Source organism: Rothia nasisuis (assembly GCF_928381405.1).
Classification (GTDB): domain Bacteria; phylum Actinomycetota; class Actinomycetes; order Actinomycetales; family Micrococcaceae; genus Rothia; species Rothia nasisuis.
Map to the genome: position 1 here is coordinate 249,376 of NZ_CAKMSB010000002.1, position 17,444 is coordinate 266,819.

A 17,444-nucleotide genomic window follows, 5' to 3' on the forward strand; every position below is an offset into this window, starting at 1 on the left:
GGTTTTAGAGACCCGCTCCCCCGTTTCTTATCAGAACATGACCGGCACGAGCCGAGATGCGCGCCCAGCGGCCGGCTGTGAAAACCGGCATCGCCTCCGTTGAACGCGGCGGCAAAAAACCGAGCACTTCGAGGGCAAAAGCTGCGCCTGTGGGCAACTGAGCAGTCGTATCGGGGGCGCTGAGGGGCGAAGACCAGATGCGGGAGCGTACCGTATTCACCACAGCAGGGCCGGGGTTGGCAGGTAAAGCCTTGTCCACGGCTAAGATACCTTCTTGGGCGGCAGTCCGAGCATGATCAGAGAGATAAAAACCGGTCTTTTCCCAACCTGCGGTGGGTGGCGTGACTCCGGCCCAGGGAGCGGTTACGGAGACCGGCGGGAGGGCTAGGCGAAGGCCAGCGTCCTCAATGCGATTCAACCGGTCTAACAGCGCTTGGGCATCAACGGTGAGATTACAGGTTGCGGGCTGGGCAAGGTGCAGAGCCCGCAAACCCAGAACTGTAGGGGCTACATCGAGAAGGCCTTCTGGGGCCAGCACACACACGTAGATGCCCAGTACTGTTCCCCTGGTTTGCAGGCGTACCGCTGCAGAAGGGTCAACTGACCGAGCTCGGGTCAAGAAGGTTACGAAGTCCCGAGCCGTTGCAGCATCGGGCAGGTGCAAAAATTCGGTGGCGCCCGAGTGATGGGGGTCAGCCATGATGATTGTTCTCCCTACGTCTCTTCCATTCACTTACCCCACAACTGTAGCCCAAATATGAGAAAGTTGAACCATGAGTCAAGCAGCATCACAGCAACTAACCCCCACAGGCAAACTCCTTGCCATGCTCAACCTTAACCGTGCAGTTGCCTCGGCTCACGAGCATGTCTTTGAAGCAGTTACCTTGACTAAGGAATCCCCACGCATCTTCGGTGGGCAGGTTCTGGCTCAGGCAATCATGGCAGCCTACCAGACGGTTGAAGGTAAGAATCTCCACTCTTTACACGGCTACTTTCTACGACCCGGGGACGTAGACCGCGACCTCTCCTACGGGGTCGAGAGGCTGAACGATGCCCGCTCCTTCGCCACACGCAGGGTTCAAGCCTACCAGGGTGGGCAACCCATTTTTTCGTGTATTACCTCCTTTCAATCGGTTTCTGCAGGGCCCAGTCATTCTTCGACAATGCCCGAGAACCTGCCTGACCCGGAATCCCTGCCCGCAGCAGCTGATCTGCTTGGGCACCTACAGGTTCCGGTTGCTCAGAAAGTGGCTTTTGGGCGGCCCTTCGATGTGCGCCACATCAGCGACCCGGTCTATATTGCTCCCGCTCCAGAACAGGTGCCAACCAATATGGTGTGGTTTAAAACGTTCGATTCTCTGCCCGATAACCCCATAATTCATCAGGCGGCTCTAGCTTATGCCTCAGATTACACGCAGCTGGAGCCGGTTTTACGTCAGCATAGCAAGACCTGGTTGGAGCCTGATATGAAGGTAGCTTCGCTGGATCACGCCATGTGGTTTCATCGCCCGGCACGCGCTGATGAGTGGTTATTACTTGTGCAGGAGTCGCCTAGCGCGCAGGATGCCCGAGGCCTATCAGTCGGTAGGATTTTTACACGGGACGGCGTTCATGTGGCCACTGTAGCCCAAGAGGCTATGATTCGGCTCCCTGAGTACCGCGACCGGTAACCTTGGGTACAGCACGGGCCTCTCCCACACTTGAAATGGTGGGAGAGGCCCGTGCCGGTTTATTAAAACTATCTGGTGAGTTTACGGTGAACGACGCGATGCGGCTTGGCGGCATCGGGGCCAAGACGCTCAACTTTGTTCTTCTCGTAAGACTCAAAGTTACCCTCAAACCAGTACCAGTTATCGGGTTCTTCTTCGGTGCCCTCCCATGCAAGGATGTGAGTGGCCACACGGTCGAGGAACCAGCGGTCGTGGGAGACCACGACGGCGCAGCCGGGGAATTCCAGTAGCGCGTTTTCCAGTGAAGTCAGGGTTTCGACGTCCAAATCGTTGGTCGGCTCGTCGAGTAGGAGCAGGTTGCCGCCCTGTTTCAGGGTTAGAGCAAGGTTCAGACGGTTCCGCTCACCGCCAGAGAGCACACCTGCCTTCTTCTGCTGGTCGGGGCCCTTGAAACCGAAGGCAGAAACATAGGCGCGGGAGGGCATTTCTACTTGCCCTACCTGGATGTAATCTAGCCCATCCGAGACAACTTCCCAGAGTGATTTCTCCGGGTCGATGTTGGCCCGGTTCTGGTCAACGTAAGAAATTTTGACGGTTTCACCAATCTTCAGGGTACCGCCGTCCAAGGTTTCAAGGCCTACGATGGTCTTGAAAAGAGTCGACTTGCCCACGCCGTTAGGACCGATGACGCCGACGATACCGTTGCGAGGCAGCGAGAAAGAGAGGCCGCTGATGAGGGAGCGGCCGTCAAAGCCCTTCTGTAGGTTCTCAGCCTCAATAACGACGTTACCCAGACGCGGGCCCGGAGGAATTTGAATTTCTTCGAAGTCCAGCTTGCGGGTTTTCTCTGCCTCTGCTGCCATCTCTTCATAGCGGGCCAGACGAGCCTTTGACTTAGCCTGGCGTCCTTTAGCGTTGGAGCGCACCCATTCCAGTTCTTCTTCTAGACGCTTGGCGAGCTTGGCGTCCTTCTTGCCCTGGACTTCAAGGCGCGCACGCTTCTTGTCAAGGTAGGTGGAGTAGTTACCCTCATATGGGTAGAGGTTGCCTCGGTCGACCTCGGCGATCCACTGAGCTACGTGATCGAGGAAGTAGCGGTCGTGAGTAATTGCAATAACCGCGCCTTCATAGGACTGTAAATGCTGTTCAAGCCAGAGCACCGATTCCGCATCAAGATGGTTGGTAGGCTCGTCAAGTAGTAGAAGGTCGGGCTTTTGGAGCAAGAGCTTGCAGAGGGCCACGCGGCGACGTTCACCACCGGAAAGATGGGTGACAGGTGAATCCCCCGGGGGGCACCGCAAAGCGTCCATGGCCTGCTCCAGCTGAGAATCGATGTCCCAGGCGTTGGCGGCGTCAATAGCCTCCTGCAGCTTACCCATCTCTTCCATCAGTGAGTCGAAGTCTGCCTCAGGATTCGCCATCTCTTCAGAGATTTCGTTGTAACGAACAATCTTTTCGTAGATTTCGCCGACGCCTTCTTGAACATTGCCAAGAACGGTCTTTTCTTCGTTCAGCGGGGGCTCCTGTAGCAGGATGCCTACGCTGTACCCTTCTGAAAGCCGGGCTTCACCGTTGGAGGGGGTGTCTAGCCCCGCCATGATTTTTAGAATGGTGGACTTACCGGCACCGTTGGGGCCAACCATACCGATTTTTGCGCCGGGGAAGAACGACATGGATACGTCGTTGAGAATGACCTTATCTCCCACAGTTTTGCGGGCTTTGGTCATGGTGTAGATAAATTCTGCCATGCCTTTAAGCCTACCGGTTGCTGTCAAGGTGACGATGACTCCCGGTAAAGTGCTGGGCAGATTTTTGTGTAATTTTGCCCAGCCCTCCCGGTACCTCCGGGGGCTGAGCCCCCATCGCAAATCCGTCACCGTCACCTTATGAGGTGAGGGCGGCCTCAACAGCGTGCTCTCCAGCCTCAACCAGCGGAGAATCACTAGCTTGTGTCTGTGTGCCCTGTTCTTTCGGTGCTTCATGAGCTAGCGGTAAATCCTGCCCCTGGTTCTCGTGTCTCGGTTCTCCCTGCTGCTTTACTGCCGGGAGGCTGGCATACCCGTGATGAGCAAGCTGATCCTGCTGCTGTTTGCCCTGCATCTGCTCATGGAACTTACGGTCGGTCTCGTCCACCTCGGGTTTACAATCGGAGATACGGGCAAAATTCGCCAGTCCAAAGTTGAGGTCATGGCCAACAGCGGTAGCATCAATTTCTATGCTGGTTCCCGGGGAACCATCGGCCCGCTCGAACTGTTTCACCCTTAACCGCCCGGTAATAAGGACGGGGTGCCCAACGTGCAGACTTCGGGCGCAGTTATAGGCAAGAGCTCTAAACGTATTGACGGTGTACCAGTTAGTTGCTCCCTCTTTCCAGCTCCCGGTAGCTGCATCAAACCATCTGGGAGTTGATGCGATACGAAAATTGGTTACCGGAATATTTCCATTCGGCAGGAACCTCTGAGTGGGTGCTGTGGCAATAAAGCCTCGGATAGTGACGGTATCTGTCATGACTCCTCCTTGAGTGACTCGTTAACTACAACGGGTAGTTTCCAGGTTGCAGAGCATGCCGTCACAATGCCAGCAAAGTGCCGTTTGTGGATAACTTTTTATCAGTATTTCCCTGCCATTCCGGGGTAGCGCTTGCACAAGTGGTGCAGCCATTGCGAGAGTACGCGTCTTTATGACGGATTTTGTCCACATACCTGGTCCGAAACCAAGCGATGGTTTTAGTGTGTAGCTCAACGGAATAGAGCACCGCTCGTGCAACAAAGAGCATAGCTTCGGCACTTTCAAATATCTCTAGCCCTGTCTCTGTGAAAGGAGGCCCCCACATGGCTTCGTCTCAAGAACCCGAGTCAGCTCGACCTTACCCGCCCTGGGCCAAGGATTGCATTACCAGAGACTATCTTCAACAGGAGTGGCAGCAGGTGCCCAGAACTCAGCAAGCCCTGTTTGAGCACCTCTGCCTGTTCATTTTTCACTCGGGTCTAGGGTGGTCACTTGTACTTCGAAAACGCCAGGAGCTAGCTAATGCCCTTGATGGGTTTAACCAGACCAGGCTAGCTAGGTGGGGTGAGCCTGAAATCGCTGCCTATCTGACAGGAAATCAGGGTATTCGTAACGAGTCAAAATTACGGGCCTGCCTCACTAACGCTTCAATATTTGACCAAACCGGGTTACAGCTAGCAGATCTTTTGAGTGAAGCTCTCCCCGAGCCCATCTGGGTAGAGTCAATCGAGAATCCTCCCAAAAGATTAGAAGCAACCGATGAATTAGCGAAGAGTCTCACAGAGATGGGTTTTGTGCGGCTGGGCCCTGTGACCCTGTGCGCTCTCGCTCAGGCAACTGGCTACATCAGATTTAGAAGCGGTTAACCGACGTAGTCAAAGTAAGCCTGTACGGCTTGGCTGGCAACGTCGTAGCCCTCTGTCTGATCGGCAAAACCTTTCGAGAGAAGAGCTATAGAAAAAATCTCGCTCTCAGTGCGGGTTACACCAACGGAATTTATATGCCAAGCACCGGTGTCGTCCTGAATCCACCCGTTCTTGACGGATACATCGCTCACCGGAGCCCCGAGCACAGTCTGCCCGTAAAGGGCGCCCACACCCCATGTCTGCGACCAGTCAAGTGGCACCATTTTTTCAAGAAGATACTGTGCATCAGGTGCGTTGACCCATTCAACTGTATCTACGATGGAACGCATAATCTGAACTTGGTCTTCAGCCCAGGTCTGATTATCTCCCCACGTTCCTGCTGAACGGGTCTGGGTAGCTCCCAAAAGTTCGTAGGTTTTATTGAGTGACTCTGCGGATGCCTCTAAGGTGCCATCACCGTTACCGAAACGGTTATAGATTTCGACCGTTGCACCGTTATCGGAATAGGTAATCGATGCTTCAATGAGAGCTTTTTCGTCTTCAGTGAGACTGCGCTGTTCAAAGGCAGCAAGGCGGAGTAACGTAAGCGATATGGGAACCTTCACGATGGAGGCTTCATAAGACCACTGGTCTCCCCTATGCAGAAAAATCTTGTTAGTGCTGTGGTTATAAACTGCGAGGCTAATAGTGACACCGTGTGTGGTTTCCAGTTTGTTCAGGGCCACATTGATATCAACATCTTGGGGTTCGTTAGTGTGCTCCCCGCCGGTTGCGGTGGGCTGTATCTGTTCGTCGTCCGGTCCGCAGGCTGACATCATTGATATACCGGCTAAACCGAGACCGATGCATTGGAGTATCTGGCGACGATTTGTGGCGGGCAGGGGCACTTTTGCCTGTGATGGTGCGGTTGGGCGGCTATTCGAACGCATGAGTTCATTGTATTGCATATGTTCTATCAAACCGTGGTCACCGGCCATCAGCATTCAGAGCAAGGCGTCTCATGAGATTCTATGAAGCTCCTCATGAGACGCCTGCTGTGCGTGCCCCAGGAGGGAGTCGAACCCCCGACCAAGAGATTAGAAGGCTCCTGCTCTATCCACTGAGCTACTGAGGCTGGCCCAGTCCATACTATCCACTGGAGCTCTAAAAGTCACTTTGAGGTGGATGGTTAGATGGTGATCTCGTAGAGGGAAGATCTCTGAGCTCGCCTGAGAACCCTACTTGTTGCAGGGTCGAAGAAAATGAGCCAGAAGGCATAAGCAACGCTAACAACGGCAGCAATAAGACGGCCCATATTCTGATTAAAGTTCTCTAGGTAGGGTGACACCGCCAGCTGGTCTGAGACCGCGAACATCACAAAGAAGAGGGTAGTAATAAAGTAGAAATCAAGCTGCCAGTCAGTTCTGATACCTGCAACAACTAAAAGCGGAATAAACCAGAGTAGATACCATGACTGAATCATAGGCGAAAAGATAACAACCAGGGCTAAAGCAAGCCCGGTGCGGCGGATAAGATTTTCGTCCTTACCCACAAACATTGTTACAACAGCTAAGATCATACCCACCATTTTGCTCGCAGAGAAGAAAGTATCGCGGATAGAGTTAGCCAAGTCGTTGTCTGAAGTAATAGAGGCAACAATCTGGTTGAGTTGGATTCCGATGAACCCAATTGGCGTGAACCAGATAAACTGGCCGCCAGTAGTTGCAAGGGCCCCAATCCAGCCGAAACCAAGGTCAGTCACAAACCCGAGCAGTGCTAGTTCCGCTAGAGAAAGTGCAAGAGTCAAAGCCCAGTACATAAATTTTTGGGGCCAAGAGGCCCCTCTCCCCGCCCACATAAGCCCGATAAAGGGCAGGGCAACGAGGGCGATAGGCTTGATGGCTATCGCGGCACTCACAAGGGTCACCCCCACCAAGCCGCCTACGGCGTCCCTGCGGGAGGCCGCATGATAGATACCTGCCAAAATAAGACCTGTCATGAGCGCATCATTGTGAGAAGAAGTCACAAAAGCCGCAATAAAAAGAGGATTTGCTACAACCAGCCAGTTAGCCCGGATTCCGTTAATCCCGTGCAGTGCCGCTAGCTTGGGCACATAAAAGGCGATGAGACCCACTCCTACCAGTGCAACGGCACGAAAAAGATACAGGGCCAGGTCAACCGAATTCCCCGAAATTTGCGCAACCCATTTTTCAATCATGAGAAAAAGTGGCCCGTAGGGAGGGGCAGATTCAGACCACAGCTGATCGGCGCCATACTGAAAAAAGTTGTTAACAGCCGATACCCCGTAGTCGTAAGGGTTAAGGCCAGAGGCCATGACTCGCCCCTGAGCAAAATAGGAAAAGACGTCGCGGCTAAAGAGAGGGAAGGCGAAAAGCTGTGGGATAATCCAGCAGATGGTTGCCGCCACAGCCCATTTTTGGGTGCGTAAGTCCCATACTCTAAGTTTCTGTACCATGCGAATCCATTCGCGGCAGAGCATCATAGCTCCAACCGCCAGCAGGACGATGCAGACAACAATACCGCTGACCGTGTACCTCAGCGGAATAATCCACTCAACCCTGCGAAAGGGCGAAGCATCTGCGAGCCAGCCGACCCCAAAGGATGCAAACATCACCAGAAGGGAGCCAATGGTTCCAAAGACCAGGGTACGCAGAGGGCTTCCTGAGACATAGGCTGCTGTTTTCTGGTCGTATCGGTGCACAGGCCAGTCATCGGTGGGGGCCGCCGCAGTTCTTGGGCTCATGGGTCTCCTGATTTCAGCCAAGTGATTACACCTGCATTTTACCTGCTGGTTCCTTGAGCCGGTCACAGGGGAACCCTCCCTGTTTTTTTCTGGGCGAAACGGCGGTTGGCACCGGGGCGCTCAGAAGCCCTGGGGAGGTAGATTAGAGATGTGTCTACTTCTACTGAACGCATTGTATGGATTGATTGCGAGATGACCGGTCTCTCGCTTGAGACAGACGCCCTCATTGAGGTTGCGGCTCTTGTCACCGATTCTGAGCTGAACATTTTAGGTACCGGTGTTGATGTAGTGATTAGCCCTGAGCCTGAGGCTCTTGAGCAGATGGGGGATTTTGTGCGGTCAATGCACACCGCCTCTGGCCTACTTGATGACTTGGAGCAGGGAGTAACTCTAGCCGAGGCTCAGGCCCAGGTACTTGACTACGTTAAGCAGTGGGTCCCTGAACCAGGTAAGGCTGTTTTGGGCGGCAATTCGGTGGGAACCGATAAAACGTTCCTTATGAGAGATATGCCCGAGCTCGTTGGCTACCTTCATTATCGGGTCATTGATGTTTCGACCATTAAGGAACTGTCTAAGCGCTGGTTCGAGAAAGCCGCCTACAATTCACCCGAAAAAACGGGAAATCACCGCGCCCTCGGCGACATCCAGGATTCGATTGACGAGTTACGCTACTACCGTTCCACGGTGTTCGTGCCCTCCCCTGGGCCCGACAGCAAAACTGCGCAGGCAGTTGCCCACCAGATAGTTGAGACCCGGCAGGTTATTAGTCCTCTTTAAATAAAAATCGGTGGCCACACAAACATGTGACCACCGATTTTTTAGCTCTCAGAGGCTTGATTCAGCTCAGGGTGAGGCAGAGTCTTGCGCCTCTGAAGGGCAACCGCTGCCCACATAATAATTACCAGGTAGAGACAAATAGCAGGTATGCCCGCAATGAGAATTGCGGTGAAGGTTGCATGGTCAAGATCATCGGAGCTACCGTTGATGGCCGATGCGATCCAGAGCGGTGAGATTAAGAGACCAACGATTGATACCCAACTGAGCACCTTGGCAAGCTTTGTGACTGCCTTGCCGGGTTCAAAGAAGACACCGAAGGCGTCAACAGCCAGGGCCAGGACAATCAGCGGTAGCCATGTGTTGTGGTGAGACCATGAGATAGGTGACATCGACATCATTAAGAAGGCATTGACCGCGATTTCGCTGAGGACCATGCCGCGCCGGTGCAACAGGGGCAGCAGGGCTGCCGTTGCTGCAAGCAGAAGCAGGATGAGGGTGTACTGCAGAAGTTTAAGGACTGGCCCTTCAGGAACCCCTAGGTGCATGAGCCAGCCTAGAACTGAGATGTTATCGGGATAGTTGATGTTACCAACGCGTGAGGGGTCTGAAACAGCTGAGAACCAAAAGTCTTGGGCTTCCTTGGGCATCAGTATAAAGCCCAGAGCCACCGTACTTGCAAAGCTAATTCCTAGGGTGATAACTCCCTTGATATCCTTGCGCATGAGCAAGATCAAGCCGAAGGCAAGTGGAGTGAGTTTGATGCCACCTGCAATGCCGATGAGGACGCCGCGAGGCACCTTGGTTGCCGGGCGGAGCATGTCAAGCATGACCAGTAGCATAATGAGCGGGTTGATCTGGACCAGGCCCAGCCCTCGCCTCCAAGGGCCTGAAAGGAGAATGAGGGCGGTCAAGAGTGCGATGGTGCCGGTCCGCCCTAGTTTTGATTGAAGGGGAAGAGAGTAACCCCGCTGGTTGGCGTAGTCATATATCAAGGTGGACATCCACCAGGCAACACTAAAGGAAAGCACCAGCATGAGGGTGACTCCTAGCCAGCTGGGCATGAAGGCCAGGGGCACAAAAAGCATGGCCGCGAAGGGTGGGTAGGTGAAGGGTAGCCAGAAAGTGTCACTGAGCTTCATGAGATCAATCTGATAGAGATCTTTGGCGAAGCCTTCATTGTTGAAGATGGTCATGGCTCCGGCTCGGTAGACTGAGAAGTCTAGGCCGCCAATGGTGAGCGAGTAGATGCTATGGCCTACAATCACGAGCGCGAGTATGGCGTAACCTACCCATGAGTGGGGGTTTTTTGGTGTCGTCATGGTGTTGTGGTAAGCCCCTGATGTGATTGGTATCCGCTGGCGAGTTAGTTTTCTGTAGTGCCGTAGCGGATGAATGTGAGTGAAAGTTTGCTTGTGTTTGCTAGTTTACCCCACCATTTTCCAGTCGATTGAGCTGTCAAATCTCCTGCTCGTGAGTATAGCCACCCTGTTGGCGGCCCTCTGAGTTTGCGGGGATTAAAAGTAGCATGTAAGCTAATATCCGTTGCCAAAATAACCCGGTCGATTCGGTGAGATTTTGAAACATGGTGGTCGTAGCTCAGTTGGCAGAGCGCCTGGTTGTGGTCCAGGAGGTCGCGGGTTCAACCCCCGTCGATCACCCTGAGTGAGAAGGGCCGCTACGGTAGTACCGTGGCGGCCCTTCTTTCTTTTCCCTGTTTTTGAGAGGTTGATTATGTCTGTTCGTCCGATTGTTATTCACGGTAATCCTGTGTTACACCGACCAGCTGCCCCGGTCACCGAGTTCAACCATGAGTTACGCGCTCTCATCGATGATATGTATGAGACTCAGGAGGCCTCTCATGGTGTTGGTCTGGCGGCCCCTCAGGTGGGTGTGGGTCTACGCCTCTTTACTTATTCTTATGAGAATGAGGACGGCGTTCCTCCGGTTGGGGTGGTAGTTAACCCGGTTCTGACTCTGGGCAAGATTGCGACCACTGATCCTGATCCTCATGAGGAGGTTGAAGGTTGCCTTTCTTTTCCTGGTTATTCCTTTCCGCTCAAGCGTGCTGACTGGGTGACTGTCAACGGTTTTGATGGGGACGGTAACCCACTCAGGTTTGAGGCAACAGGATGGTTTGCCCGTGTTATGCAGCATGAAACCGATCATTTGGATGGCAAGCTCTATGTGAATCGTTTAAATGCCAGGTACACCAAGAAATATAAGAGGGTTGTGAAGGCTGAAGGCTGGACTGTGGACGGTAATACCTGGCTTCCGGGTGTTGATCCTGATCCTTTCGGTCACTCGGTGAGCGAGGATTTTTCTCAGGAACAGGATGCCCGATAAGCCCGGGATGAAGCGCATTTTTCCGAGCGCGCGAGGAAACAAAAAATGCGCGGAATCGGTGAGCGTGAGCGAGCCGCAGAACCCGGCTACGGCCCCGAGTATAAAGACTGAAGTGTGAACAGGATGCCCGATAAGCCGGGTTCTGTACCCACCAACGTGGGCGGCAACCATCCATCTAGGCCCGCAGTTGCCTGGGGGCTCAAGCAGCCTACCCGAGCGCTTCACCGCACTGATTACTGGCGCGCTCTGTTTGGCCTTGCTCCGGGTGGGGTTTACCGAGCTACCGCAGTCACCTGCGGCACTGGTGAGCTTTTACCTCACCTTTTCACCCTTACCCCTGTGTGGGGCGGTTTGTTTTCTGTGGCACTGGCCTGCAAGTTACCTTGAGTCGACGTTATCGACCACCCTGTGCTGTGGAGCCCGGACTTTCCTCGAGGCTGTTTAGCCGCGCGGTTGCCTGGGCATCCCGTTCTGGGTCTACTTTACTACACTGGTGGATATGTTGATTTTGTTTCCGCCGTCTGAGGGTAAATCTGCCGCGCTCGGGGGTGCGCCTGTTGAGTTGGGTGAGTTGTCGTTTCCGGCGTTGACGGGTGCCCGTGAGGCGGTGGTGGATGAGCTGGTTCGGGTTTCGAGAGGTGAGGGTGCCGCTGAGCAGTTAAAGGTGGGTAAGTCTCTTCTCGCTGAGGTGCAGCGCAATACCCGGTTGTGGGGAGAGCCTGCACAGGCGGCAGCGAAGGTGTATTCGGGGGTGCTGTATGAGGCGTTCGACTATGAGGGGTTGGACGTTGCCTCCCGAGTGCGCGCGGAAAGTTCTACGGTGATTATCTCTGCTGTTTGGGGTGCTGTGCGCTTGAGAGATTGTATTCCGGCCTATCGCCTGTCGATGGGCACCAAGCTCGGTGAGATAGGGGATTTGGCGAAGTTTTGGAAGGGTGAGTTGGGGGAGGCCCTGGATGAGTATGCCGGGGAGCAGCTGGTGATTGATGGGCGCTCTTCTGCCTATCTGAGGGCCTGGTCCCCCTCTCCTGCCAGGCACCTGCTGGTGCGGGTGGAGCGAGTCACCGCGGGTGGTACTCGTCAGGTGGTCTCTCATATGGCTAAGCATTACCGGGGGCTGCTGGGCCGTTATCTGGTAGAGCACAATCTTACGGGTGTTGAGGAGCCGGGTGAGCTGGCTGTTGCTCTGGGGCAGGATTTTGAAGTGGAGTTGAGCTCCCCTACCGAGAAGAAACCGGGTACTCTGACCCTGGTGGTTCGCGCTTGAAGTGATGCGCCTTATCGGGCTGTTGAGGCTGATCCTTCTACCTGCCCGGTTGAGACGGTGAAGTCCCACGGGTCGGTGTTAAGGGTGGAGACGTAGGTGTCGACGCCGAATCCTTGCTCGGCCAGCTTATCGGTGAGTAAGCGGGCGGCACCGTCCATCCAGAGCCATTCGCTGGCAAAGTGGGAGCAGTCGATTAGGGCGGGGGTACCGTTGGAGATAAGGGCTTGTTCACGGGCTTCTGAGGCGGGGTGGTGGCGGAGGTCGGCGGTAATGTAAACGTCTGCTCCTGACTTTCGTGCCTCAGCGAAGAGCGAATCTCCGGCACCGGTGCACAGGGCAACCGTTTCAACGGTTGTCTCAGGCGATCCTGCGATGCGTAGTCCGCCTGCGGTTGCGGGCAAGAAGTCGGCAATAGTCTCGGCTAGGTCGCGCAGGGTCCTGGGTGCGGGGAGCATACCTACGCGCCCAATGCCGACGGCGGCCTCCTCACCGTTAACCTGGGTGAGTTCTCCTCCTGAGAGTATCTTGCGGTCAGTCACACCGAGTAGATCCATGAAGACCTCATTGGTGCCGTGCGGGGCTGAATCCACGTTTGTGTGGGCACCTAGTAAGCCGCAGCCACCTTCGATGAGGGTGTGGACGATTTCGCCCTTGTAGTCGGTGTCAGGTAGAAAGGATGCCCCGCGTAGCAGAAGTGGGTGGTGTGTGACCAGTAGCCCCGCCCCTTTTTCTCTTGCCTCTCGTGCGGTGGCTACGGTGGCGTCCACGGCAAAGCCGACGGTGGTTACACGGGTCGATGTGCGCCCGACAATGAGCCCGCTCGCGTCCCACTTCTCTGCGAGTGCGGGCGGGAAGATCTGGTGGAAGGCGGTAACGACGTCGCCTAGGGTGGGGGTAGCAAGTTCAGTCATAGGTTTTATTTTGTCATGGGTGAACTTCTCACGGGAATAAAAGGTACTGGCTCAACCTTGAGGTTGGTATGCAATCTTTTGTTTTTGGCGGTGGGTGCTTCTGGTGCATTGACGCCGTATACCGTCAGTTTGATGGAATTACAGCGAGTGTTAGCGGCTACACCGGCGGCCACACTGAGAATCCAACCTACCGGGAGGTCTGTTCAGGGCTCACCGGGCACGTTGAGGTGGTCAAGGTCGAGTTTGATGAAGCCGTCATTCCGGCTGAAACTGTGCTCGATATTTTCTTTACCTCGCACGACCCCACGAGCTGGGATCGTCAGGGCGCGGACGTCGGTAGCCAGTACCGTTCAGCCCTCTACTATTCTGATGAGCAACAGAAGCAGCTCTTTGAGTCGGCTATTACCCGGGCGCAGAAACTCTGGGAGCGCCCCATCGTCACTGTAGTTGAACCTCTGGGTGCCTTTTACGAGGCCGAGAGCTACCACCAGAACTACTACGCGCTCAACCCATACCAGGGCTACTGCATGGCCGTGATTAATCCCAAGCTGAGTAAGGCCCGCCAACGTTACGCCAAGTTTCTTAAGGCGTAGTTGATTCGCCTAACTTTCGTACACTAGAGAACGAACATCAATCACACCTCTAATACGGTAAGGATGAAACCCATGACTGCCCTGTACAACAACATCACCGAGGTTGTTGGCCGCACCCCTATCGTGCGCCTGAACCGCCTGGACGCTGACCTACCCGGCAATGTCGCCGTCAAGCTGGAGTTCTATAACCCCGCCAACTCCGTCAAGGATCGAATTGGCGTTGCTATTATTGACGCGGCTGAAAAGTCGGGTGCTCTCAAGCCCGGTGGAACCATCGTTGAGGGCACCTCAGGTAATACCGGTATCGCTCTGGCCATGGTGGGCGCTGCCCGCGGCTACAAGGTTATTCTGACTATGCCCGAGACCATGAGCAACGAGCGCCGCGTCATGTTGCGCGCCTACGGTGCTGAAATCGTGCTGACCCCCGGCTCTGAGGGCATGCGCGGCGCTGTTGAGAAGGCCAAGGAGATTGTTGCTTCAACCGACAACGCAATCTTAGCTTCACAGTTCTCTAACGAGGCCAACCCTGCAATCCATTACAACACCACTGGCCCTGAGGTCTGGGAGGCTACCGAAGGTAAGGTAGATATTTTTGTTGCTGGTGTGGGCACCGGGGGTACTGTCTCAGGTGCAGGTAAGTACCTGAAAGAAAAGAACCCCAACATTAGAGTTGTTGCGGTCGAGCCCAAGGACTCCCCCCTGCTGACCGAGGGTAAGGCTGGCCCCCACAAGATTCAGGGCCTGGGTGCTAATTTTGTGCCCGAAATCCTTGACCGCGATATCTACGATGCCGTCACTGACGTCTCTATTGATGATGCCGTCACTACAGCCCGCAAGCTTGGCACTGACGAAGGCATTCTCGGCGGCATCTCCTCGGGTGCGGCGGTCTGGGCCGCGCTCGAAGAAGCGAAAAAGAGCGAGAATACTGGCAAACTGATTGTTGCCGTTGTGCCTGATTTCGGTGAACGCTACATCTCCACGCTCCTCTACGAAGACATCCGAGGCTAAAACCCGGCACAGCAGAACCTTCTTGAAAGCACCCCGTTGAGACTAGAAACGGGGTGCTTTTGAGCTATAGACCGGACGGCTTGGTCGCAGCTACCCCAGCCGGGTAGGATTTTATGGTTTTGCACGGCGGAATGGAAATAGCGGGAAGGCATTAGCTGTTATACAGTTGCGCAAGGGAGACTTGTCGCCATCAGACTGCCCAGGCGATACAACAAAGAGACGAGGAGCCGATGAGTTTTAGAGCACGACTGCGTGAGGATCTTGAGACAGTTAAATCACATGATCCCGCTGCCCGCGGTGACCTTGAAATTATGATTAATTACTCAGGAATGCATGCCATTTGGGGGCATCGACTGGCGCATCACCTTTGGCAGAACAAAGCAACCAAGACCCTGGCACGTACGCTAAGCCAGTTCATCAGGTTTATGACCGGTGTAGAAATTCACCCCGGGGCAACAATTGGCCGTCGTTTCTTCATTGACCACGGTATGGGCGTGGTGATTGGTGAGACCGCTGAAATCGGTGATGATGTGATGCTTTATCACGGCGTCACCCTGGGCGGGCGGTCGCTTGAGAAAGGTAAACGCCACCCCACCATAGGTGACCGGGTTACTATTGGTGCCGGTGCCAAGGTACTTGGCCCGGTTCTCATTGGAGCGGACTCCGCAGTAGGTGGAAACTCAGTAGTGGTTCACGACCACCCCGCCGACTCCATCATTACCGGCATTCCTGCCCGATCGCGTCCGCGTACCCCCGATGCAAAGAAACCCCTGGTCGATGCAGTAGAGTACGTTGACCCCACCATGTGGATCTAACCACTCACCCACGACTAAGGGCCGGCCGCAATCGCGGCCGGCCCTTGACTAAATCTAGCGGTTAGATTTTCTAGAGTTAGTGGGTGTGGGAATCCTCAGCGTTGATTTCGCTCCGATCGCCACTCCACTCAGTGTGCCACATGCCCTCAGAATCAATACGACCGTAGGTGTGAGCCCCAAAGAAGTCACGCTGGCCCTGAATCAGGGCTGCGGGCAGACGCTTGCGACGCAGTCCATCGTAGTAGCTCAAGGATGAGGCGAATACAGGGACGGGCACGCCCTCGGCGGTTGCCTTAGCAACCACACGACGCCAAGAAGGAACCAGCTCTTCCATCAGCTTCTTGAAGCCGGGGGCCAGGAGCATGTTAGCCGGAGTTTCGTTCTTGTAGGCTTCCATGATTTCGCCCAGCAGTTCGGCGCGAATGATGCAGCCAGCTCGCCACAGGCCTGCGATGACGTCAAGTTTGAGATCCCAACCGTATTCGTCGCCAGCCTTAGCTAACATGTCAAGGCCCTGGGCGTAAGAAACCAGCTTGGACGCGAAGAGAGCTCTGCGGACGTCCTCGATGAATTCTTCATCACCGTTAGCAACAGCGGTGGTGGCGATGAGGCCAGCTGGGAGCTGTTCTTGGGCCTGGCGGCGGGCCTCGCTGTTGGATGATGAAAGGGCACGGGCGAATACTGATTCTGCAATACCGGATACAGGCGCACCCAGGTCAAGGGCGGCCTGAACAGTCCAGCGGCCGGTCCCCTTCTGGCCAGCCTCATCAACAATGACATCGATGAGGGGCTTGCCTGTCTTGGCATCGACCTGGGCCAGCACCTCAGCAGTGATTTCGATGAGGTAGGAGTTCAGGTCGGTAGTGTTCCACTGCTTGAAAATTTCAGCCTGCTCAGCGGGTTCAATACCGGCAACGGTGCGTAGCAGGTCGTAGGCTTCACCGATGACCTGCATATCGGCGTATTCGATACCATTGTGCACCATCTTAACGAAGTGGCCTGCGCCATCGGTTGAAATCCATGCGCAGCAGGGGTCGCCGTTGGGAGCCTTCGCGGAAATTTTTTCGAGCAGGGGTCCGAGAGATTCGTAGGATTTGGCCGATCCACCGGGCATGATGGAGGGGCCGTTGAGTGCACCTTCTTCGCCGCCGGAGACGCCGATACCGACGAAGTGCAGGCCCTTCTCAGCCAGATCACGCTCGCGGCGGATGGTGTCGGGAAAATGCGAGTTGCCGCCGTCGATAACGACGTCGTCTTCATCGAGCAGGGGCACAAGCTGATCAATGACGGCATCAACCGGAGCTCCCGCCTTGACCATAATCAGAATACGGCGAGGGGCCTCTAGAGAGTCCACGAGTTCCTGCAGGGTCTCGGTGCGGATGAAGTCACCTTCATCGCCGTGTGCTGCCAGGAGGGCATCTGTTTTTTCAACAGAGCGGTTGTGCAGTGCTACGGTGTAGCCGTTACGGGCCAGGTTACGAGCCAGGTTGGCCCCCATAACCGCTAGGCCGGTTACGCCAATTTGTGCCTTACGCGCAGAGTTATTTTCAGTCATGCCTTTAAGACTACGCTGGTTCGGCACTGTTGAGCGCCTTGGAGTGCTGAGAGCAACAAAACTCTCATATTTTGGGCGGGCGGCAGGGGCGCCCACGTGCCGCTCCCCTACTCCCTCCTGCTAGTCGGCGTCGTAGGTATCGGTGAAAAGCACCCAGACGGCGGCAGCACCGATGAGAAGGGCAACAAGCGCGAAAATCGACCAAAGCGTGACCAGGGTCCCCTGTGTTATGAAGAAGAGAGAAATAAGTAGCCAGGTCACCGACAAAAAAACCGCGGTGGTATGACGAGGTTTAAAGTTGCGACTCAAAGTCTTCTCCCATCAACAATTGTTTTCTGCTTTCCAGACCTAAGTGTATATCTGAGCCCAAAAGCAAGTCGCATAAAAA

The 17,444-nt window shown here is 54.9% G+C and carries 17 protein-coding genes, 2 tRNA genes and 1 other RNA gene; 9 read left to right on the plus strand and 11 right to left on the minus strand.

Going from position 1 to position 17,444, the window contains the following annotated elements:
- Positions 1–4: 4 nt before the first annotated feature.
- Positions 5–700, minus strand: coding sequence for a DUF8185 domain-containing protein (locus L6966_RS02685; RefSeq protein ID WP_237224041.1), 696 nt, complete (start codon positions 698–700; stop codon positions 5–7).
- A gap of 73 nt (positions 701–773) precedes the next feature.
- On the opposite strand from L6966_RS02685, the gene L6966_RS02690 reads away from it, so the two are divergent.
- Positions 774–1,670 (plus strand): acyl-CoA thioesterase, encoded by an 897-nt coding sequence (locus tag L6966_RS02690; protein ID WP_237224042.1) that lies wholly within the window; start codon positions 774–776, stop codon positions 1,668–1,670.
- 68 nt (positions 1,671–1,738) lie between these two features.
- Here L6966_RS02690 and ettA read toward each other — a convergent pair whose 3' ends face one another.
- Positions 1,739–3,418 carry an energy-dependent translational throttle protein EttA gene (gene ettA, locus L6966_RS02695; RefSeq protein WP_237232830.1) on the minus strand — a complete coding sequence of 560 codons (1,680 nt, stop codon included), beginning with the start codon at positions 3,416–3,418 and terminating at the stop codon, positions 1,739–1,741.
- A 136-nt stretch (positions 3,419–3,554) separates the two neighbouring features.
- Positions 3,555–4,178: a single-stranded DNA-binding protein gene (locus L6966_RS02700; protein WP_237232831.1), complete on the minus strand. Its 624-nt coding sequence runs from the start codon at positions 4,176–4,178 to the stop codon at positions 3,555–3,557.
- A gap of 323 nt (positions 4,179–4,501) precedes the next feature.
- Between L6966_RS02700 and L6966_RS02705 the strand changes: the two genes are divergently transcribed.
- The gene (locus L6966_RS02705) at positions 4,502–5,044 is read left to right on the plus strand and encodes a DNA-3-methyladenine glycosylase I (protein ID WP_083091214.1); all 543 of its coding nucleotides are present in this window, start codon (positions 4,502–4,504) and stop codon (positions 5,042–5,044) included.
- On the opposite strand, the gene L6966_RS02710 is transcribed toward L6966_RS02705, so the two are convergent.
- The 3 genes from L6966_RS02710 to mptB all read right to left on the minus strand — a co-directional run bounded on the left by L6966_RS02710 (position 5,041) and on the right by mptB (position 7,787).
- Positions 5,041–5,991 (minus strand): serine hydrolase, encoded by a 951-nt coding sequence (locus L6966_RS02710; RefSeq protein WP_237232832.1) that lies wholly within the window; start codon positions 5,989–5,991, stop codon positions 5,041–5,043. The genes L6966_RS02705 and L6966_RS02710 overlap by 4 nt on opposite strands.
- A gap of 94 nt (positions 5,992–6,085) precedes the next feature.
- A tRNA-Arg gene (locus L6966_RS02715) sits at positions 6,086–6,158 on the minus strand.
- 54 nt (positions 6,159–6,212) lie between these two features.
- The gene (gene mptB, locus L6966_RS02720; RefSeq protein ID WP_237224046.1) at positions 6,213–7,787 is read right to left on the minus strand and encodes a polyprenol phosphomannose-dependent alpha 1,6 mannosyltransferase MptB; all 1,575 of its coding nucleotides are present in this window, start codon (positions 7,785–7,787) and stop codon (positions 6,213–6,215) included.
- Between the two features lie 150 nt (positions 7,788–7,937).
- Between mptB and orn the strand changes: the two genes are divergently transcribed.
- Complete coding sequence (gene orn / locus L6966_RS02725) at positions 7,938–8,564, plus strand: oligoribonuclease (RefSeq protein WP_237224047.1); 627 nt, start codon at positions 7,938–7,940, stop codon at positions 8,562–8,564.
- Positions 8,565–8,605: 41 nt separating this feature from the next.
- On the opposite strand, the gene L6966_RS02730 is transcribed toward orn, so the two are convergent.
- Complete coding sequence (locus L6966_RS02730; RefSeq protein ID WP_237224048.1) at positions 8,606–9,883, minus strand: glycosyltransferase family 87 protein; 1,278 nt, start codon at positions 9,881–9,883, stop codon at positions 8,606–8,608.
- A 266-nt stretch (positions 9,884–10,149) separates the two neighbouring features.
- On the opposite strand from L6966_RS02730, the gene L6966_RS02735 reads away from it, so the two are divergent.
- Positions 10,150–10,222, plus strand: a tRNA-His gene (locus tag L6966_RS02735).
- Positions 10,223–10,295: 73 nt separating this feature from the next.
- Positions 10,296–10,907 (plus strand): peptide deformylase, encoded by a 612-nt coding sequence (gene def, locus L6966_RS02740; RefSeq protein WP_083091219.1) that lies wholly within the window; start codon positions 10,296–10,298, stop codon positions 10,905–10,907.
- Positions 10,908–11,022: 115 nt separating this feature from the next.
- On the opposite strand, the gene rnpB is transcribed toward def, so the two are convergent.
- Positions 11,023–11,376: RNase P RNA component class A (gene rnpB / locus L6966_RS02745), an RNA gene on the minus strand.
- Between the two features lie 30 nt (positions 11,377–11,406).
- Between rnpB and L6966_RS02750 the strand changes: the two genes are divergently transcribed.
- Complete coding sequence (locus L6966_RS02750; RefSeq protein ID WP_083091379.1) at positions 11,407–12,174, plus strand: YaaA family protein; 768 nt, start codon at positions 11,407–11,409, stop codon at positions 12,172–12,174.
- Between the two features lie 11 nt (positions 12,175–12,185).
- On the opposite strand, the gene L6966_RS02755 is transcribed toward L6966_RS02750, so the two are convergent.
- A complete protein-coding gene (locus tag L6966_RS02755) occupies positions 12,186–13,085 on the minus strand; it encodes a Nif3-like dinuclear metal center hexameric protein (RefSeq protein ID WP_083091220.1) in 900 nt (299 codons plus the stop codon).
- Positions 13,086–13,153: 68 nt separating this feature from the next.
- Between L6966_RS02755 and msrA the strand changes: the two genes are divergently transcribed.
- The 3 genes from msrA (at position 13,154) to epsC (ending at position 15,501) form a co-directional block, all read left to right on the plus strand.
- Positions 13,154–13,678 carry a peptide-methionine (S)-S-oxide reductase MsrA gene (msrA, locus tag L6966_RS02760; protein ID WP_083091221.1) on the plus strand — a complete coding sequence of 175 codons (525 nt, stop codon included), beginning with the start codon at positions 13,154–13,156 and terminating at the stop codon, positions 13,676–13,678.
- 72 nt (positions 13,679–13,750) lie between these two features.
- Entirely contained in the window at positions 13,751–14,686 is a 936-nt protein-coding gene (cysK, locus tag L6966_RS02765; RefSeq protein WP_083091381.1) for a cysteine synthase A, read from the plus strand.
- A gap of 230 nt (positions 14,687–14,916) precedes the next feature.
- Entirely contained in the window at positions 14,917–15,501 is a 585-nt protein-coding gene (gene epsC / locus L6966_RS02770) for a serine O-acetyltransferase EpsC (protein ID WP_083091222.1), read from the plus strand.
- Positions 15,502–15,577: 76 nt separating this feature from the next.
- On the opposite strand, the gene gndA is transcribed toward epsC, so the two are convergent.
- Both gndA and L6966_RS02780 read right to left on the minus strand, forming a co-directional pair.
- Positions 15,578–17,056, minus strand: a complete 1,479-nt coding sequence (gene gndA, locus L6966_RS02775) for an NADP-dependent phosphogluconate dehydrogenase (protein WP_237224049.1) — start codon at positions 17,054–17,056, stop codon at positions 15,578–15,580.
- Between the two features lie 120 nt (positions 17,057–17,176).
- On the minus strand, positions 17,177–17,365 hold the full coding sequence (locus L6966_RS02780) for a hypothetical protein (RefSeq protein ID WP_083091224.1): 189 nt from the start codon (positions 17,363–17,365) through the stop codon (positions 17,177–17,179).
- Between the last annotated feature and the right edge of the window lie 79 nt (positions 17,366–17,444).